The sequence below is a fragment of the Williamsia sp. Y844 genome (genome assembly GCF_056786475.1).
Genome location: NZ_JBXCJB010000001.1, coordinates 605,504 through 627,377, shown reverse-complemented (window position 1 = coordinate 627,377; position 21,874 = coordinate 605,504). Strand labels below are relative to the sequence as shown.

The following is a 21,874-nucleotide window of genomic DNA, read 5'->3' as shown; positions in this document are numbered from 1 at the left end:
GGTCCGAGGTGATGACAAAGAGATGTATCCCATAGTTGGGGTACAGACCCTCCGAGGTCGGCGAGACCCCCGAGCCCTGACCGAACTGCTGGCCGTCGCGGCCGACGCCGCGCCCGACCGGCCCGCAGTGAGCGGAAGTGACTTCACGGTGACGTTCGCGGACCTGCGGGCACGCGCCCAAGGGGCCGCCACCGCCATGACCGGTTCACCACGCATCGACGACTCCGCCCTCACAGTCGCGTTGATGACAACCGTTCCAGGGCTCGCCGTGGCCGGCCCTCGTGCCCTCGAGGAGACGTTGGGCGCTATCCGGCTCCGGGCCCTGATCGTCCTCGCGGAGGGCTGAGCCGCGGGCGGTCCGCCGCACCCCGCCATCGACATCTCGCCCGAGGGTGGGAGAAATCCTGCGGCGTTGGGCAATCTGCTGTTCCGGTGGCACCGAATCCCTTGAATCCGGTTCCGGCCGACGTCGGGTCTTGTCCTCCGTACGTCCAGTTGTCTGATCTTGACGATCAAATGTGACGGGCTGCACATTTCGGTGATGTAACGGCTTTGCTCGAAACCTTTCCTTATGGTGTTTGTCCTGTGACCATGGGCTGTGCAAGGCCCTCTCAAGTCGCTGGAGGGCCCAGGTTTGGAGTGCAAATGGCTACCTCAACTGTTCGGTCCCGCCACCAGGTCGCGGACGAGACTTCTGGACCTATCGAACTGCCCGACGCTGTCGCCCGGATCGCCGCCGCGACACCAGAACGCGTGGTGGCCCGTTACCGCGAGCGTGCGCTGACCTACCACGAACTCGATGCCGCGATCAGGCTGATGATGCCGGTGATCCGGGGTCAACGGATGGATGATCGGTCCGCGGTGGTGGCGGCGATCTTCGCGGGCCTGCCTGCTCTGGGCGGCGAGCCCGATCCGGCCGTGGTGGCATCGGTCGTCGACGGAGCCGTCAACGGTATATCCACCGACGTGGTCGACCTGCACAACATCATCGCGCCCGTTGCGCCGATGCATGCCGGCGGCACAAATGAGATCGACCTCCGCGTCGTCGCCAGCCGGTTGTCCGGCGCCTGACCGGCTCCCCGATCCGCCGTGTGTTTCTCCGGCGACTCCTTTAGTCCGCTGCCCTGCCGCACCCGGTGGGGCTCGTTGGCGGATCTGTTCGTCCCTGCGCGGTCGCGCTGTGCCGCCCGGTTCCCCGACGTGGGACCGCGCTGACAGATTTTCCTGTCTAACTACTCATTCACGAAAATTTATTTAGAGTGGTAAATAACCTCCGATCAGGCGAAATGCGGAATAAGCAGGGCCGTGGACTTTGGCATCGCCAGATGCATGTAAGCTGAGTTCTTTGTGTCCCGAGGCGAGCATTTCGTTCGAGAATGGAGCGAGAGCTTTTGATTGCTGGCCGCTCCGACGAACCAGTGAATATACCCGGTGGCGCAATATTTGAGCTTTCGGCCGCGCAGCGCGGAATCTATTTCGCCCAGCAATCCCTGGGTACGATTCCGATCAATATCGCCCAGTACGTCGAATTGGTCGGGCGCATCGATCCAGATCTGCTGAGCAGGGCCTCCCAGGTTGCCGGCCGGGAGATGGGCTCGGCTTATCTGAGCCTGGTCGAGACCGGCGGACTACCGCTCCAGTTCGTCGACAAGTCGATCGACGACAGCATCGAGTTCGTCGACCTGTCCGGGGAGCCCGATCCGCACGCCGCCGCACAACGGTGGATGCGCGAGGAGTACCGGCGCCCCGTCGACGTGCTGGCCGATCGACTCACGGTCAGTGCGCTGCTGCGCCTCGGCGAGGACCATCACTTCTGGTACGTCCGCACTCACCACATCGCCCTCGACGGATTCGGTTCGATGGCCACGGTCACCCGGATCGCCGAGGTGTACTCGGCACTGGTGGCCGGACGTGAGCCGGCGCCGTCCAAGGGCGCCGCACTGCCCGACATCATCGCGGACGAACGCAAGTACCGGGACTCTGATCGCTTCGTCAAGGATCGCGACTATTGGTCAGAGCGCACGGCCGACCTGCCCGGCCCGCTGTCCCTGTCTGCGCACCGTGCTGCCCCCGGCGCCTATTCACAACTCGCCTCGGGCACCCTTCCCGACGACATCGCCGCAATGCTCGACGAGGCGGCCGAGAAGTCCGGAGGCAGCACCGCGCCGACGGTGATCGCCGCCTTTGCCGCCTACCTGGCCCGGATGACCGACAGCGAAGACGTCGTGTTGAGCCTGCCCGTCTCGGGGCGCAACACCGCCAAACTCCGCCGTGCGGGCGGCATGGTCTCCAACATCGTCCCGCTGCGCCTGACGGTGGCGTCGGCCACGACAATCGACGAGCTCATCACAGATGTGCAGACCGAACTGACGGGCGCGCTGCGGCGGCAGCTCTATCGGCACGAGGACATCCGCCGCGACATCGGGCAGGGCACCGGCAGGCGTGGTCTGTTCGGCCCGTCCATAAACCTGATGATGTTCCATCCCATCCTGGAACTCGGCGATGTCGTCGGACATCTGCACGTCCTCACCACCGGTCCTGTCGAGGACCTCTCGATGAACCTGTATCCGGGTGTGTCGGGCTCGAACCTGCGGGTTGACTTCGAGGCGAACCCGCAGTCCTACTCCGACGCCGACCTCACCCGGCACCACGAACGCTTCACCCACTTCCTCGGCCGGCTGCTGCAGGCCGCCCCTGGAACGCCGGTCGGATCGCTCACCCTGGGCTCATCGGCCGAGATCGCGGCGACGACGGTGGAACCGAATGACACCGAGCACGAGGTCGATGCCACTGACCTGATCGCGATGTGGCGCCGCCAGGTAGAGCGGACCCCGGATGCGACGGCCTTCGTCGACGGGTCCCGCCGGGTGACCTTCGCCGAGTTCGACGCCTGGACCAACCAGCTCGCACGACATCTCATCGCCGCAGGCGTGGGACCCGACGTCCGCGTAGGGGTGGCCCTGCGCCGCGGCCTCGAGCTCGTGGCAACCCTGTACGCGGTCCTCAAGGCCGGTGGTGCCTACGTACCCATCGATCCGGACCATCCGCGAAGCCGGACGATCGACGTCCTGCAGACCGCTGCGCCGATCTGTGTTGTCGTCGCCGGCGCCGATCGCGCCGTGGTCGCGGACACCGGCGTCGAGGCCGTCGAACTCGAGCAGATCGATCTCGCCGGTTACCCGGATGCGCCGCTGACCGACGGAGAGCGCCGGTTGCGCCCGGACTCCCTGGCCTACGTCCTGTTCACCTCCGGCTCGACGGGCAAACCCAAGGGCGTTGCGGTTCCGCATCGCGCCGTGGTCAACCAGATGGCATGGCTGGCCGGGCACTACGGAATCGGGCCCGACGACGTTGTCCTGCAGAAGACGCCGACGACGTTCGACGTCTCGGTGTGGGAGCTGTTCGCACCGACCGTGGGCGCACGGGTGGTCATCGCCCGGCCCGACGGGCACCTGGATCCGCAGTACCTGCTCGACGTGATCACGTCGGAGCGGGTAACCGCGACCTCGTTTGTACCCTCGATGCTGCAGCTCTTCCTGGGCGAGAACGGACCCATCGACCCCGCCGCCCTGCGTCTGCTGCTGGTGGCCGGTGAGGCCTTCGGCGAGCGGCTGGCCCATCGGGCGAGTCGCGAGCTACCCGCCGTCCGGATCGAAAACCTTTATGGCCCGACCGAATTCACCGTTCATGCCACATCCGCGTCGGTCGGCCCGGACATCGATCGCGGTGTCCCGATCGGCCGTCCGGTGTGGAACTGCCAGGTCTGGGTCCTCGACCGGCAACTGCGGCCGTGTGTGGTCGGCGCCGTCGGCGAGCTCTACCTGTCGGGTGAGCAGCTCACCCGCGGCTACCTCGGCCGCGCCGATCTGACCGCGGAACGATACGTGCCTGCCGTCTTCGGACCTGCCGGAACACGTATGTACCGCACCGGTGATCTGGTTCGCTGGTCGGCAGACGGAGCACTGGAGTACCAGGGACGCAGCGACTTCCAGGTCAAGGTCCGCGGACTTCGCATCGAACTCGGGGAGATCGAATCCGCGGTGCTGTCGGACGCCACTGTTCGCGAGGCAGTGGTGACGGTCCACGAGAGCGAACACGGTCAGCGCCTGGTGGTCTACGTGGTCGGTGCCGCCGGGCAATCGTCGATCGACACCGCCGCCCTGACCAACACCGTCGCGGCCTTGGTTCCCGACTACATGCTGCCCGATGCGTTCGTCGAACTACCGCAGATGCCACTGGGGCCCAGCGGCAAGATCGATCGTAAGGCGTTGCCTGCACCCGACTTCACGGTACGCACCACCGCATTCCGCGCTCCGACCACGGACGCCGAAAAGGCCATCGCCGGACTCGTCGGCGACCTGCTCGGACATCCGGAGGTCGGACTCGACGATTCGTTCTTCGGTCTCGGTGGCGACAGCATCATGTCCATCCAGCTCGTCTCCCGCGCCCGAGCGATCGGTCTGCACTTTTCGTCGCGAGAGGTGTTCGAGCACAACACCATCGGCGCGCTGGCATCGGTCGCCAGGGACGAGGGGTCGGCAGCCGTGGTCCACGAACTGCCCGGTGGGGCAGTGGGCGAGGTGGCGCTGACGCCGATCATGCGGTGGATGACCGCCGAGCCCGAGAATGCACGAGCGTTCTCCCAGTCGGTGGTGGTACCTGCCCCCGAGCCCTTCTCTGTCGACACTCTGAACCGCACGCTTGCCGCCGTGGTGGCCCACCACGACATCTTGCGATCGCGCCTGTTCGGTGACGATGCGGGACGCCTGCACCACGTCATCGATCCCACCTCCGACGCCAGAGCTGTTGCGGTATCGGAGATCACGGTGAACCCGGCGCCCGGGACGGCGGGGTTCGACGACGCCGTTGCCGCCGCTGCGCTCGATGCCACCGAAGCGCTCGATCCGGCCACAGGGTCGATCATGTCGGTGACGGTGGTGACCGGCGACTGGGCTCCCGAGCTCGGTCGGCGTCTGCTGATCGTGCTCCATCATCTCGCGGTCGACGGGGTCACCTGGCGAATCCTGTTGCCGGACCTGGCCATCGCCTGGTCGGCGGCCGCCGCAGGTGATGAGGTGGTGCTCGCGCCGACCGGCACCTCGATGCGCCGCTGGGCTCACAATCTGACCGAACTGGCCGCGCAGCCCGAGCTCACCAGCGAACTCGGCCACTGGCGTTCGGTGCTCTCTGCGATCGACGATCAGAGCCTGCGGGTCGATCCCGCCCGCGATCTGGTCGGGACCCTGCGGCGCCGGGAGTTCACGATCTCGCCCGCGCTCACCGACGCCCTGCTGACGCGGGTGCCGCAGGCCTTCCACGGTGGTGTGAACGACGGGCTGCTCGCGGCGCTGTCGCTGGCCGCGAGCACCTGGCTGGGTGAACGCGGCGACGCCGAGACGGAGACGCACGGCACGCAAGCGCTCGGACGGTCAATCGTCGTGGCACTCGAAGCGCATGGCCGCGAGGAAGAACTGCTCGCCGGATCCGACCTCTCCCGGACTGCCGGCTGGTTCACCACCGCCTATCCGGTACTCCTGCGCACCACCGGCATCGATGTCGACGATGCGATGGCCGGTGGCGCCGCCGCGGGTGATCTGGTCAAGTCGATCAAGGAACAGCTCGCCGCGGTACCCCGGCGCGGTGTCGGCTTTGGCCTGCTGCGGTATCTGAACGAGGCCGGTGCCGCCGAACTGTCGCAGTTCGCCGAACCCGCGATCGGTTTCAACTACCTGGGCCGGCTGTCCGGTACCGGGATGTCAGGTCCCTGGATCCCGGACGGCGAGAGTGCCCTGCGGGGGACCCGCGGCACCGCGGTGCCTGTTCGGACCGCACTGGACATCAACGCGATGGTGACCGAATCGGCGGCAGGCCCGCAGTTCTCGGCCACGATCGAATATCCCGCCGCGCTGCTCGATGACGCCTCGGTGGACCGCTTCACAGAACTGTGGACCCAGGCGCTGGAATCGATTGCGCTGCACGCGGCGTCGCCAGGGGCGGGTGGTCTGACCCCATCCGATCTGGCGCTGGTGGACCTGCGGCAGCCGCAGGTCGACGAGCTCGAGCAGCGATTCGACGACATCGTCGACGTGTGGCCGCTGACACCCCTGCAGGAGGGGCTGCTGTTCCATGCCGAGCTCGCCGCCGACGGGATGGATGTCTACGCCGCTCAGATGGTGCTCGATCTGACCGGTGTCGATCCCGACCGGATGAGGCGCAGCGCCCAGGCGTTGATCGACCGACATCCCAACCTGCGCAGCGCATTTGTCACCGACAGCGAGGGCACGGCTCTGGCTGTGGTCCCGTCACGCGTGGAGGCACCCTGGAGCGAGCACGACCTGACCGAGGTCGACGAGAGCGATCGCGAGACACGTGTCTCGGAGCTGACACATCAGGAACGGATCGCCCCGTTCGAGATGGACGCTGCGCCGCTCATCCGGTTCACGATGATCAGGCGCGGCGCCACGTCGTACCGCTTCGTGGTGACCAATCACCACATCCTGCTCGACGGCTGGTCCATGCCGATCTTCATGGGCGACCTGCTCGAGATCTACCGTGCAGGCGGCGATGCGAAGGCGCTGCGCCCCGCAGCTCCCTACCGGAACTATCTGACCTGGCTGCGGTCGCAGTCGACCGACGCGGCGCTGTCCGCATGGACCGCGGCCCTGGCCGGCGTGACCGAACCGACCACGCTCTTTCCGGCGGCCTCCGCGCACAGTGCCGGTCAGGTGCCGCATGTGGTCGACGTCGATGTCGCCGACGACGTCTCGCGCCGGTTGACCGAATACGTTCGGAGCGCCGGCACCACCCTCAACACCGTTCTGCAAACGGCCTGGGGAGTCGTGTTGGCGCGGTTGACCGGTCGCGACGACGTGATCTTCGGGACCACGGTGTCGGGCCGGCCGCCGCAGGTCTCGGGCATCGAGTCGATGCTCGGGCTGTTCATCAACACGCTGCCGGTGCGGGTGCGTCTGGACAACAACTCAGATCTCGACGGGCTGATCACCCGGGTCGCCAACGAGCAGACCGAACTGCTCGACCACCACACCATCGGCCTCGCAGCGATCACCGCGACCACCGACGCCGACGCGCTGTTCGACACCATGATGGTGTACGAGTCGTACCCATTCGATCGCAGCGCGCTCGCCGCCGCCGCCGCGATCGACGGGATGGCCGTCGCCGACGCCGACATCCTCGACGCCACCCATTACCCCTTGACGCTGATCGCGACAACCGAACCGGGACTGCGACTCTCGGCGAAATACCTGCCGGCGACCGTCGACCGGGATCAGGCCGAGCAGATCCTGCAGATGTTCCTGCGGGTACTGGGTGAGATCTCCACGGATTCCTCGGTTCCGGTGGGTCAGGTCGAGGTCCTGTCTGCGCCGGAGCGGACCGAACTGCTCGGCAGGCAGGGGTCCGGCGAGACCGCCTTCGACACGCTCCCCGAACTGCTCGCCGCTGCGGCCGCCACGGGCGGCGATCGCGACGCCGCCGTGTCGCCGACCGGCTCGATCACCTACCGCGAACTCGACGCACGGTCGAATGCACTGGCGCGGATCATGATCTCCCGTGGGATCGGACCCGATCAGATCGTGGCGCTGGGGATGGGCCGCTCGATCGACTTCCTGGTGGGGCTGTGGGCGGTGGCGAAGACCGGCGCCGGCTATCTGCCCGTCGACATGCAGTACCCGGCCGAGCGCATCGAACACATGCTCGCCGATTCGGGTGCGGCTTACGGGCTTTCGACGTCGACCTGGCGATCGGCGCGACCGGAGACGATCGACTGGCTCGAACTCGATTCGCAGGAGACCGCCGCCGCGATCTCGCGGGAATCGGACGCACCGGTCACCGATGCCGACCGGACCACCCCGATCCGGATCACCAACCCGGCCTACATGATCTACACCTCCGGCACCACCGGGGTCCCCAAGGGCGTGGTCGTCACCCACGGCGGCCTGGCGAGCATGATGGGTGAGCAGTCGGATCGCTTTGTGCTGACCCAGAATTCACGCACCCTGCACTTCGCTTCACCGAGCTTCGATGCGTCCGTGCTTGAGTTGTTGCTGGCGCTGGCCCACGGATCGGTGATGGTGATCGCGCCGACGGAGATCTACGGCGGCGACGAACTACACGACCTCCTCGCCGAATACGGCGTCACCCACGCCTTCATCACACCTGCCGCGCTGGCCTCGGTCGATCCCGCGGGCCTGGACTGCCTCGAATCCGTTGTCGTCGGCGGTGAGTCCTGTCCGCCCGAGCTGGTCGCGCGTTGGGCCCCGGGCCGACGCATGTTCAACGCCTACGGACCCACCGAGACAACGATTGTCGCGAGCATCGCGGGACCGATGGACCCTGCCGGTGAGATCACGATCGGCTCACCGGTGCGTGGGCTGACGTCGCTGATCCTCGACCGCCGTCTGCAGCCGGTCCCGGTGGGCGTCGACGGTGAGTTGTTCCTGAGCGGCCCGGCGGTGGCCCGCGGCTATCACAACCGCGCCGCGCTGACCGCCGAACGCTTCATCGCCGATCCGCATGGCGCACCCGGTGCCCGCATGTACCGAACCGGTGACGTGGTGCGGTGGGTCCGCACCGAATCCGGTGGCCTCGAGGTGAAGTACGTCGGACGCAGCGACTTCCAGGTCAAGGTTCGCGGCTTCCGCATCGAACTCGGGGAGGTCGACGCCGCATTGGCCGCGCACCCCGACATCGACTTCGCGGTCACCTCCGGCGCCCGGATGCCCTCGGGCGTCACCACCTTGGTGGCGCATGTGCTGGCTTCGAAGCCGTTGGACACCAAGGCTGTTCGGGATTTTGTCGGCGAGCGGCTGCCCTCGCACATGGTGCCCGCCACCATCGTGTTCCTGGCCGAGATCCCGCTGACCCAGGCAGGCAAACTCGACCGATCCGCGCTGCCCGAACCGGACCTGGCTGCGCTGGCCTCGGCCGGTGCGGCGCCGTCGACGGAGACCGAGCGGATGCTGGCCGCGGTGCTGGCGGAGGTCCTCGGACTGTCATCGATCGGCGTGAGTGACTCGTTCTTCGATCTCGGCGGCAACTCGCTGGTGGCCACCAAGGCGGCGGCCCGCATCAGCGCGCTCGTCGGTCGCCGCGTGGCGGTGCGCGAGATCTTCGAGAACCCGACAGTGGAAACGCTGGCCAGGTGCCTCGACACCACGCCGATCGAAGCCGACCTGCCCGAACTCGTGGCAGGCGGGGCGGGGGAGCGGCCACCGTTGTCGCTCGCCCAGCAGGCCATGTGGTTGCTCAATCGTCTCGATCCGCAGTCCCCGGCCTACAACATCGTGCTGCCTTTGCGGCTGTCCGGCGCACTCGATGTCGAGGCCCTGACGGCCGCAATCGCAGACGTACTCGAGCGCCAGCACACGCTGCGCTCGGTGTTCCCGGACACCGCCCACGGCCCGTACCAGCGGGTGCTGTCGGCGGACGATGTCCAGGTCGATCTCGACCCGGTGGACGTCGCCGACGAGGGTCAGATGCTCTCCGCTGCAGCAGATTTCGCCGCCCGCGGTTTCGATGTCACCGAAGCGGCCCCGGTTCGGTCCCGGTTGCTGCGTGCCGGCGGCGAACACCTGCTGATCGTGGTCGTCCACCACATCGTCGCCGACGGCGCCTCGATGGCTCCGCTGGCCCGTGATCTGGTGACCGCCTACGCAGCCCGGACCACCGGTACCGATCCGCAGCTCACCTGGGCGCCGCTTCCGGTGCAGTACACCGATTACGCGCACTGGCAGCGGCAGGTGCTCGGTTCGCCGGATGATCCCGCGTCCATCGCCGCCCGCCAGCTCGACTTCTGGCGCACCACATTGTCGGGTGTGCCCGAGGTCGTCGATCTGCCACTGGACCGCCCGCGCCCGGCCAGGCGGACGATGCAGGGCGCCTCGGTGCCGTTGGTGATCTCCGGCGATGTGGTGGCCGCGCTTGACGCCTACGCGCAGCGCCGGCAGGCATCGGTGTTCATGGTGGTTCACGCGATCGTCGCGACTCTGCTTGCGCGGCTGTCGGGTTCATCGGACATCACCGTCGGCACGCCGGTCGGTGGACGCGACCACGTCGCTCTCGACGATCTGGTCGGCATGTTCGTCAACACCGTTGTGCTGCGGTCTGCAATCGATCCCGCCGATCGTTTCGACGATGTGCTCGCCCGGGTACGGGTGGCTGATCTCGACGCCTTCGCCAACGACGACATCCCGTTCGAGACCGTGGTCGGGGCGCTGGTGCCGCGCAGGCAACAGTCCCATTCGCCGCTGTTCCAGGTGCTGCTGTCGTTCGAGAACAACGAGACCGCCTCGATCGACCTGCCCGGACTGCGCGTGGGCGTCGTCGACGGGATGATCCAGGGCGCCAAGTTCGACCTCACGTTCACCATCGACGACACCATCGGCGCCGACGGCCGTCATGATCTGCGCGGCCGGATCACCTACGCCACAGACGTTTTCGAGCACGAGACGGTGGCCGCCATCGCCGAACGCTTCGCGATCCTGGCGCGCGCGGTCGCCGCGGACCCGACCACCGTGGTCGGGGACATCGACATCCTCACCGCGGCCGAACACCTCGAGGACGAGCTCGTGGCGCAGGACCCCGAGCCCGCGACCGTGCCCGCCCCGGCATACAGCGCCGCGGACCTCGCCGCGCTCCTCGCCGCCGCGGTCGACATCGATCCCGATGCGGTGGCACTCGACGCCGACGGCGCCGCGATCACCTACCGCGACTTCAGTGACCGCTTCGGCGCGCTGTCGGGTCCGCTCGGCGAGCGGGGCATGGACGCCGATGCCATCGCGTCGGTGGTGCTCACCAGCCTGGTTCCCACCATCGTGGCCATCCCGGACGGCTTTGCTGTCGCTCTCGACAACGTCATCGCCGATGCCGCCCGCCTGCTCGGTGGCCGTGACCTCTCCGGCTACCGCAGTACGCCTGCGGTGTCGCCGGCCACCACCGCTGCCGTCGCAGCCGCCGCGACCCCGCTCACCGACTGGGATGCGCGCGTCCGTGAGAACCCGGACGCCCCGGCGGTCCGGAGCCCGGAAGCGTCGCTGACCCGCCGCCAGCTCGACCGGTCGGCCAATCAACTTGCCACCGAACTCATCTCGCGAGGTATCGGCCCCGACGATGTCGTCGGACTGCTCACCGCACGGTCGGCGCACTGGGTGATCGGGCTGCTCGCCGCATGGAAGGCGGGCGCGGCGTATCTTCCACTGGATCCGGCTGCACCGGCGGAGCGGGCGTCGTCGATCGTCGCCGACGCCGGTACGCGCGTGGTTGTCGCGAGCCACGATGTCCTCACCGACGATCTCCGTGCCGGGATCATCGCTGCCGGGGCGGCCCTGATCGAGCTCGGCGACACCGAAACCGATGCCGCCCTCGGCGGGCTCGACGCCTCCGGCCACGCAGATCGCTGGGCCGAGCCCGGCGCCGATCTGCGGCTGGCCTACGTGATCACCACGTCCGGGTCGACCGGACGACCGAAGCCGACCCTGGTGCCGGCAGGCGGGCTGCTGAACATGTGGGGCTGGTACCGCGATCAGCTCCGGTTCTCCGACGGCGACACCGTCATCATCGCGTCGTCACCGCGTTTCGACCTCACCCAGAAGAACATCTGGACCGCGTTGCGCGTCGGCGGTGTGATCCGCCTGGTCACCGAAGGCTTTGACCCCGAAGAGATCCTCGGCATCATCGGATCCGAGGACATCTCCCTGCTGAACGTCGCGCCGAGCGCGCTTGAGCTGCTCACCGAGCTCGACGCGGGGAACGTACTGACCACCCTCGACACGGTCGCGACCGGTGGCGAGGCCTTGATGCCGCGCGCCTATCGCACCCTGCTCGGGACCGACACCGCGATGCTCTCCATGTACGGGCCCACCGAGGCCGCGGCCACCACGGCGGCGCGGTGGGTGCCACTGGCCGATCACGCGGCCAACGCCGAGGGCGAGACCCGCGACATCGGGCCGATCACACTGGGGCACACCATCCCCAACGTGACCCACAAGATCCTGGATCAGCGCCTGCGTCCGGTACCCATCGGTGTGGTGGGCGAGCTCTACATCGGCGGTGTCGCGCTTGCCCGCGGTTACGGACGGATGCCCGGCACCACCGCCGCCCGATTCGTGGCCGATCCCGCAGGCGCGGCCGGCGCCCGGATGTACCGCACCGGAGACCTGGTGCGACGCCTTCCCGGTGGCGACGCGATGTTCATCGGACGTAGCGATTTCCAGGTCAAGGTCCGTGGTCTGCGGATCGAACTCGGTGAGATCGAATCCGCGCTGACGGCCCTGGCCGGTATCCGCCAGGCCGTGGTGTCGGCGCACGGCGAGTCCTCGGACCGTCGTCTGGCGGCCCACCTGTCCGCCGATCCGGAACTCGACGTCGCATCGGTCCGGGCCGAACTGGCCAAGATGCTGCCGGACTACATGGTTCCCGAAGCCCTCGTGGTCATGGAATCACTGCCGCTCAACCCGAACGGAAAGGTCGACCGAAAGGCGTTGCCCGCCCCCGAATTCGGGCAGGACGCCGGGGAATCCTTCGTGGCTCCCCGGACACCGCTCGAAGAGATCATCGCCGGGGTGTTCGCCGACACCGTCGGCGTCGATCGGGTCAGTGCCACCGCATCGTTCTTCGAGCAGGGCGGCAACTCGTTGAGCGCCGCCCGGCTGGCCAACCGGCTGTCCAATGCCCTCGGTACAACCGTCGGGCTGCGCGATGTCTTCGACGCGGTGACCCCGGCCGAACTCGCCACGCTGGTGGAGCGGCGCCGCACCGATGGGTCCGGCCGGTCCGGTCACGCGGTCACCCGCTTCTCGAAGCCCGAAGGCCCTGCGCCCGAGCGGATACCGCTCTCACTCGCACAGCAGCGGCTTTGGTTCATCAATCGGTATGACCCGGAGTCCGGTGCCTACAACATCCCGATGACGCTCCTGCTCACCGGTGAACTCGACGTCGAGGCGCTGAGTGAGGCGTTGGTCGATCTGGTCGATCGTCAGCACGTGATGAGGACTGTCTACCCACAGGGTCCCGACGGACCCGAGCAGGTGGTGGTTCCGGTGATGGATGCCCTACCGCCTTTCCGCCTCGATGTGATCGCACGGGACCAGGTGTGGGAACGCATCCAGACATTCGCCCGCATCGGGTTCGATGTCACGACCACGGTGCCGTTCCGTTCGGCCCTGTGGCGCATCGAACCGGACGATGGTGTCAGCAGCGGCGACACCCGCGAACAGCATCTGCTCGTGATCGTTGTCCATCACATCGCCTCGGACGGATTGTCGATGCGTCCGATGGCGTCCGACCTGCTGACCGCCTACGAGGCCCGTAGCCAGGGCCGGGCGCCCGGTTGGGCACCACTTGCGGTGCAGTACACCGACTTCGCGATCTGGCAGCAGGAGAACTTCGGCGCGGCCGATGACCCCGGTGGCGCGGCAGCAGCCCAACTGGACTTCTGGCGAACACAATTGGCAGGCATGCCCGAGGTGATCGGTCTGCCCACCGACCGTCCGCGGTCGAATGTGCGCAGTGACGTGGGTGGCAGTCACCTGTTCTACGTGCCCGCTGATCTGCATCAGCAGGTGGTGGCTCTGGCCGGGGCCCGCGGGCTGTCGAGCTTCATGGTCCTGCATGCCGCCGTGGCAATTCTGCTGGCCCGCAGCGGAGCTGATCGGGATGTTGCCCTCGGGACCCCCGTCGGTGGGCGCGGCGCCGCAGAACTCGATCCGGTGGTCGGGATGTTCGTCAACACCCTGGTCCTGCGGACCGATGTCCCAATGGACCGGTCGGTCGGCGACTTCCTGTCCGACGTCCGGGCCCGCGACCTGGACGCATTCGACCACAGTGACGTTCCATTCGAGCAGATCGTCGACACCCTGACAGTGAGTCGATCAACGGCACATACACCGCTGATCCAGGTGGTGTTCGGGTTGAACAACAACGCCCGGCCCACGTTCGAACTCGAAGGACTCGAGGTGACCCCGGGTGCGGTGGACACCGCATTCAGCAAGTTCGACCTGTCTTTCGAACTCACCGAACAGTGGGGCGAGAGCGGAGCGGCCGCCGGGCTGGCCGGCTTCCTCGGTTACGCCACCGACATCTTCGATCCGTCGACCGCGCAGGCCTTGGCGGATCGGCTCCTGCGGATCCTGCAAGGCATGGTCGCAGACAACGATGTACTCATCGGTGAGATCGACCTGCTCGACGAGCAGGCACGCACCGACCTGGCTCCCGTGCGCGGTGTACCCGCGCCGGAACCGGCAACCCTGATCGATCTGCTCGACCACGCAGCCGCCGCTGACCCGGATGGTGTCGCGCTGATCTGCGGCGAGCAGGCCATGACCTACCGTGAGCTCGACAACCGATCGAACCGTCTTGCCAGGGAATTGATCTCGCGCGGTCTGGGACCCGAAGACGTGGTGGCACTGGGCATCACCCGCAGCATCGAATCGGTGCTTGCGGTGTGGGCGGTTGCTCGAAGTGGTGCGGCGTTCGTGCCTGTCGACCCGAACTATCCGGCCGATCGGGTGGCGCACATGCTCGCCGATTCCGGGGCGCGGATCGGTATGACGCGTCGCGTCGACGCCATGCGGCTGCCGGAGACGATCGACTGGCTCGACATCGACGATCCGGCGTTGCACCGTCATGCAGGTGATCCGATCACCGCCGCCGAACGCCGCGGCAGTGTGCGGGTGTCGAACTGCGCGTACATCATCTACACCTCGGGTACCACCGGGAAGCCGAAGGGCGTGGAGGTCACCCACCGCGGTCTGGCAGCTTTCAGCGACGAGCAGCGGCGCCGTTACCGGACCGAGAGCTCCTCGCGCACACTGCACTTTGCGTCACCGAGCTTTGACGCGTCGATCCTCGAACTGCTGCTGGCCGTTGGTGCAGGCGCCACCATGGTCATCGTGCCGCCCGGGGTGTACGGCGGTGCCGAGCTCCACGCACTGCTGGCCGAGCATCAGGTCACGCATGCGTTCATCACGCCTTCGGCCCTGGCGTCGATCGACCCGCAGGGTCTTCCGCACTTCTCCGATGTGGTGGCCGGCGGCGAGGCGGTGCCGTCAGATCTGGTGCAGCGCTGGGCTCCCGGCCGTCGCCTGTACAACGGTTACGGCCCCACCGAGACCACGATCATGACCAACATCAGTGATCCGATGACGGCCGGTGAACCGATCACCATCGGTGCTCCGATCGCCGGCGTGAGTGCGCTGGTACTCGACAGCCGATTGCATCCGGTGCCCGTCGGTGTCCCGGGCGAGCTGTACATCAGCGGACCCGGTGTCTCCCGCGCCTACCGCGCCCGGCCGGATCTGACCTCGACCCGATTTGTCGCCAATCCGTATGGCGCCCACGGTGAGCGGATGTATCGCACCGGTGACGTCGTCCGGTGGGTTGCGGTCACCGGTCCGGACGGACACGTCGGCTACGAAGTCGGCTACATGGGCCGGTCTGATCAGCAGGTCAAGGTGCGCGGTTTCCGAATCGAACTCGGTGAGATCGACGCCGTGCTCGCCGGTCATCCCGCAGTGGACTTCGCCGTGACCATCGGTGTCGACGGCCCCGCCGGTGACACCGCGCTCGCCGCATATCTGAAACTGAAGCCCGGCGCCACCATCGACTCACGCGATCTCGGTGACTATGCCGGTGGATTCCTGCCCAAGTTCATGGTCCCCAGTTCGATGGTGTTCCTCGACGACGTGCCGCTGACCCCGGTGGGCAAACTCGACAAGAGGGCTCTGCCCGCACCCGAGTTCGCGTCCGCGGCGACCGAACACCGGGAACCGTCCACACCGATGGAACATGCGATCGCCGCGGCCTATGCCGACGTCCTCGGGGTCGAGGCAGTGGGCGCCGACGACTCGTTCTTCGATCTCGGTGGCAATTCCCTTGCCGCCACCCGGGCCATCGCGAGGATCAACGAGGTCCTTGGTGTGCGTCTGGGCGTCCGGATCCTGTTCGAGGCGCCCGTGGTGGCAGATCTCGCCGAGGCGATCAGTGCCTCCCCGGACCTCGATGGCATGCCCATCCGGCCGTTGACGCCGCAGCCGCGGCCCGACCGGATCCCCCTGTCACTCGCGCAGCAGCGAATGTGGTTCGTGAACCGGCTCAACCCCGATGCCGCGGACTACAACATTCCTCTCGGTCTGCGGCTGCGGGGACGGCTCGATGAAGCCGCCTTGACCGCGGCCCTGACGGATGTCGTGGAGCGGCAGGAGATCCTGCGTACGGTCTATCCGGATTCGGTCCAGGGGCCCTACCAGAAGGTCTTGACCGTCGATGAGGCTGCGCCGGCGCTGATCTCGGGGACCGTGGGCTCCGAGGACGAACTCCTGGCGCTGTGCCTCGAGATGGCCACCGAGGGATTCGACGTCACCGCGGCGCCTCCGTTGCGCGCGTTGTTGATCGAGGTCGGACCTGATGATCACGTGGTGCTCCTGGTGATCCACCACATCGCGGCGGATGGTTCGTCGCTGGTGCCGCTGGCCACCGATCTGATGTCCGCCTATACGGCGCGCGCCGCGGGCAGCTCACCGGTGTTCCGACCACTGTCGGTGCAGTACGCCGATTACGCGATCTGGCAGCGCTCTGTGATGGGGTCCGAAGAGGATTCGGATTCGGTTGCCTCGCAGCAGATCTCCTTCTGGCGGCAACACCTTGCCGGGCTCCCCGAGCTGCTGGACATCCCCACCGATCGGCCGCGTACCGACAAGCGGTCGGTGGCAGGCGGTGAGGTTCGGTTCACGATCGGAGCCGAGCTGCAGCAGCAGTTGCACACCATCGCCAAGGACAACGAGAGCACGCTGTTCATGGTGGTCCACGCCGCCTACGCGATCTTGTTGTCGCGGCTGAGCGGTTCTGCCGATGTTGCCGTCGGCACCCCGACCGCCGGACGCAATGCCTCGGCCGTCGAAGGACTGGTCGGCATGTTCGTCAACACCCTGGTGATGCGTAGCCGGGTGGATTTCTCGGCGTCCTTCACCTCGATGCTCGCCGAGACGAAGGCGTCGGACCTGGCCGCGTTCAACAACGCCGACCTGCCCTTCGAGCAGGTTGTCGAAGCACTCGCGCCGGTGCGCTCGCGTAAGTACGCGCCGCTGGTGCAGGCCATGCTCACGATGCAGAACATCGACATCCCCACCGTCACGCTGCCGGGTCTGCAGGTCAGTGAACTCGAGTCGCCGTTGCGGTACGTGAAATCCGATCTGGGACTGTCCGTCTCGGAGTCCTTCGGTACCGACGGCCGTGGCCGTGGCATCGATGCGGTACTCGACTACGCGGTGGACATCTTCGATGAGTCGACCGTCGAGTCGATGGCGCAGCGATTCTTGTCGGTGCTGACCGCGATCGCGGCCGATCCGGCCGTCGTCGTCGGAGACATCGACATCCTCACCTCGGCCGAACGCCGATCGCACGATCGATCGACCGGTGGTGCAGAGGCAGAGGGCTTCGGATCGGCACTTGCCGAGCTCAAGGGCAAGTCGCTCTCAGAACTGCTGGAAACCGCGGCGCGGATCAATCCCGATGGAATCGCGCTCTCGCACAATGGCACCGATGTGACCTATGGCGCCCTGCATGCCAAGTCGACCGAACTCGTGGTGACACTGGCGGCGGTCGGTGTCGGTGCCGAGGCCGCCATCACGGTCGCGTTGTCGACGTTGCTTCCCGGACTTCTCGAAGGCGACTCCGCCGTTGGCTTTGCCGAACAGTTCACGGGCATGCTCGCCTCGGTCATCATGGAATCGGGGGAGGGGTCGGCACGTGGCGCCACCCTGGTGCGGCTGTTCGACGAACAGGTCGTGCGCACGCCCGGCAATCGCGCTCTCATCGACGGTGACGCGGTCTTGACGTACGCCGAACTCGATGAGCGCGTCAACAAACTTGCCCGACTGCTGATCGCCCGCGGTGTCGGACCCGAGAATCTGGTGGCGATCGCACTCGATCGAACCGCTGATCTGGTGGTGGCGTTGCTGGCGGTGTTGAAGGCCGGTGGCGGCTACCTGCCCATCGACGTCAGCCACCCGGCTGAGCGTGTGCAGTTCGTCTTCGATGATGCGGCGCCCGTCCTGGTGCTGATGACCGAGAAGCACCGGGCGGCGTTGCCGTCGGAGTTGCCGACGACCGTGGTGCTCGACGCGCCCGCTGTTGCCGACGAACTCGCGACCCTCGACGGATCCCCGGTGGCCGAGGCCGAGCTCGCCGGGCCGCTCGTACCCGCGAACACCGCGTACGTGATCTACACATCGGGTTCGACCGGACGTCCCAAGGGCGTGGTGATCACGCACGAAACAGTGGTGGCCCTGTTCCGGAACACACAGCGTGACTTCGGTTTCGACGAAACTGACGTGTGGACGATGTTCCACTCGTACGCCTTCGATTTCTCGGTCTGGGAACTGTGGGGCCCGCTGCTGTACGGCGGCGCGCTTGTCATGGTCGACTTCGCGACGTCTCGATCGCCGCACGAGTTCCGCGAGCTCCTTGTCCGGGAACAGGTCACGGTCCTCAACCAGACACCGTCGGCGTTCTATCAGTTCGCCGAGGCCGATCGGGTGGCCGAATCGGGCGATCTGGCGTTGCGGTATGTGATCTTCGGTGGCGAAGCACTCGATCTCGGACAGCTGGACCGGTGGTACGCCCGGCACGCCGACACCGCTCCGGTGCTGGTGAACATGTACGGGATCACCGAGACCACCGTGCATGTCACGAAGATGCGTCTCGATCGCGAGTTCGCCGCGCAGGCAACGTCGTCGGTGGTCGGTGAGCCCATCAGCGGTCTGCGGGTCCACATTCTCGACGGCCGCCTGCACCCGGTGACCACGGGCGTCGCCGGTGATCTGTACGTCTCGGGCGTCCAGCTCGGCCGGGGTTATCTGGATCGGCAGGATCTGACCGCCCATCGTTTTGTCGCCAACCCGTTCGGCGCTCCCGGTGAGCGGCTCTACCGGTCCGGCGATATCGCGCGCTGGAATACCCACGATCAACTGGAATACCTGGGGCGTAGCGACTCCCAGGTTCAGCTTCGCGGTTACCGGGTCGAGCTCGGTGAGGTGGAGGCAGCGCTGCTGAGGACCGACGGCGTGGCCTCGGCAGTTGCGATCGTCGAGGGCGCAAACGGGCAGGGCCTGTCCACCGGTGAACGTCTGATCGCCTACGTGGTCCCCGAGTTCGGAGCCGCGTTGAGCACCACCGGGGTTCGCGCTGCGGTGGCAGAGTTCCTGACCAGTTACATGGTCCCGGATGTGGTCATGATCCTCGATGCGCTCCCGCTCACGGTCAACGGCAAACTGGACCGCGCTGCGCTACCCCGACCGGAGTCGGGTGGCGACGACACCCAGCACGTCGAACCGCGGACAGCAGGCGAACGCGCCGTGGCCGCAGTCTTCGCCGACGTCGCCAGGGCCGCACAGGTGGGCGCCACGGACTCGTTCTTCGACATCGGTGGCACATCACTGGGGGCCACCCGGGTGGCGGCGCGGGTGGCAACAGCACTCGGTATCGAGATCAGCGTCCGCGACATCTTCGACCATCCGACGGTTGCGGAATTGGCGGAGCTGGCAGCTTCACGTACGGGCGCGGTCTCCACCCGCCCGCCACTGGGGCCGCGCGAGCGACCGGACCAGATCCCGCTCTCGCTGGCCCAGTCCCGGATGTGGTTCATCAACCAGTTCGACACCAGCTCACCGGCATACAACCTGCCGCTGCCGCTGCGGTTGTCCGGTGAACTCGATGTCGCCGCCCTACGTGCCGCCATCGGCGATGTGGCGCAGCGCCACGAGTCGCTGCGCACCACGTTCCCGGATTCGCCCGATGGTCCCCATCAGGTCATCCATCCGGTCGATGCCTCGGTCACCGACATCTACCGTGAGATCGAGGTGCGCTCCGACCAGAGCGCTGTCGCGGAGGAGCTTCGCAGGCACGCGGTCGCCGGATTCGACGTGACCGTCGAACTGCCGATCCGCATCGTGCTGATGCGTCTGGCCGATACCGAGCACCTGCTGATGATGGTGGTCCACCACATTGCCGCCGACGGCGCCTCCATGGCCCCGCTGTTCGCCGATCTGCTGCGCGCATACGAGGCGCGGCGGTCGGGTGCGGCCCCCGACTTCGAACCGTTGGCCGTGCAATACGCCGACTACTCCCTGTGGCAGCGCGAGGTTCTCGGCGACGAGAAGGATCCCGAATCGCTTGCCGCGCAGCAGATCGGCTTCTGGCGCACGACCCTGTCGGGGCTGCCCGAATCAGTGGATCTGCCGACCGATCATCAGCGTCCGGCGACGCAATCGCTGCGCGGTGGGGGCCACGAGTTCGAGGTGCCTGCGCAGACCCGCGAAGCACTGCAACAGATCGCCCGCACGCACGGCGTCAGCATGTTCATGCTGATCCACGCCGCACTGGCCGTGTTCATGGAACGTCTCAGCGGCGTCACCGACATCGCTGTGGGTACCCCGATCGCCGGCCGCGGGGAGCAGGCGCTCGATCCACTGGTGGGCATGTTCGTCAACACCGTGGTGCTGCGGACCGAGGTCGACCCCGCGCAGACGTTTGCCGATCTCCTCGCGGCTGTCCGGACGGCCGACATCGACGCGATGGCGCACGGCGACATACCTTTTGAGCGTCTTGTGGAGGTGCTCGATGTACACCGTTCGACCGCGCACCATCCGCTGTTCCAGGTGGCGCTGTCGTTCGACAACAACGAGGTCCCCGAACTGACACTCCCCGGATTGCGGGTGTCACCGGTACGTGCCGACTTCGACGTCGCGAAGTTCGATCTGCAGTTGTCGATCGGGGACAACGACGAACCGGGCGCAGCGATGCGTGGCCTGCTGACCTATGCCAGCGACCTGTTCGACGCATCGTCGATCAGCGCATTCGCCGACCGCCTGGTGCGGATCCTGAGCGCGGTGGCCACCGATCCCAACGTGGTGGTCAGCGACATCGACATGCTTTCGGGCACCGAGTCCGCCGATCTGGTGTCGATCTGCGGTCCGGCCGCCATCGAGCCGGAGACGTTGCCCGCACTTCTTGGTCGCGGCGCGGCCCTCAATCCGTCGGGTGTCGCGGTGTCCTACCGCGGTCGCACTCTGACCTACACCGAACTCGATCACCTCACCAACCGTGTCGCGCGCCGGCTGATCGCCGCCGGTGCCGGACCGGAAACCGTGGTGGCACTCGGTATTCGCAGATCGCTGGCATCCGTTGTCGGCACGTGGGCGATAGCCAAGACCGGTGCGGCCTACCTGCCGATCAATGTCGACTACCCGCGAGAGCGGATAGTGGAGATGCTCGAGGATTCGGGTGCCCTGTTCGGGCTCACGGTTACCGACGACGCAGGCGACCTGCCCGCAGGGCTCGAGTGGCATGACCTCGATGCGCTGTCGGCCGATGACGAGTCCGGCGCCGTCATCACCGACGCCGACCGCACGACGGCGCTGCGTGTCGATCACGCCGCGTACCTGATCTACACCTCCGGATCGACCGGCAAGCCGAAGGCCGTGGTGGTCACCCACCGCGGGCTGGCAAACCTGTCCGCCGACGTCCGGGAGCACTACGACGTCGCCGCGGATTCCCGGTTCCTGCATGTCGCCTCACCCAGTTTCGACACCTCGGTGGGTGAACTGCTGGCCGCGTTCACCGCCGGTGCCGCGGTCATCGTCGCCCCGCAGGACGTCTTCGGTGGCACCGCGCTGTCCGAGCTGGTCGCAGCGCAGCAGATCACGCATGTGGTGATGACCCCGACCGCCTTGATGACCGTCGATCCGGCCGGCCTGGACTCGGTGCAGTCTGTGGTTGTCGGCGGCGACATCTGTCCTCCCGAACTGACCGAGCGGTGGCCGGACGCGCTCCGAAATGCATACGGACCCACCGAGGCGACGGT

General features: G+C 67.0%; 3 protein-coding genes (1 of these 3 only partly in view). All 3 read left to right on the top strand.

The genetic code is table 11. The features are described 5' to 3' along the window. The first annotated feature begins 22 nt into the window (after positions 1-22). Positions 23-346, top strand: a complete 324-nt coding sequence (locus tag AC1TQG_RS02915; protein ID WP_482135436.1) for a hypothetical protein — start codon at positions 23-25, stop codon at positions 344-346. A 299-nt stretch (positions 347-645) separates the two neighbouring features. After that, complete coding sequence (locus AC1TQG_RS02910) at positions 646-1,071, top strand: hypothetical protein (protein ID WP_482135435.1); 426 nt, start codon at positions 646-648, stop codon at positions 1,069-1,071. A 347-nt stretch (positions 1,072-1,418) separates the two neighbouring features. Further along, a protein-coding gene (locus AC1TQG_RS02905; protein ID WP_482135434.1) for a non-ribosomal peptide synthase/polyketide synthase crosses the window boundary here: on the top strand, positions 1,419-21,874 show its 5' portion. It continues 13,438 nt past the right edge of the window; the window shows 20,456 of its 33,894 coding nt (coding positions 1-20,456); the start codon lies at positions 1,419-1,421; the stop codon falls past the right edge of the window.

Excerpts from the sequence above, each read along its gene's own strand:
- AC1TQG_RS02915 (WP_482135436.1), top strand. The coding sequence starts at position 23 with ATGTATCCCATAGTTGGGGTACAGACCCTCCGAGGTCGGCGAGACCCC.
- AC1TQG_RS02910 (WP_482135435.1), top strand. The coding sequence starts at position 646 with ATGGCTACCTCAACTGTTCGGTCCCGCCACCAGGTCGCGGACGAGACT.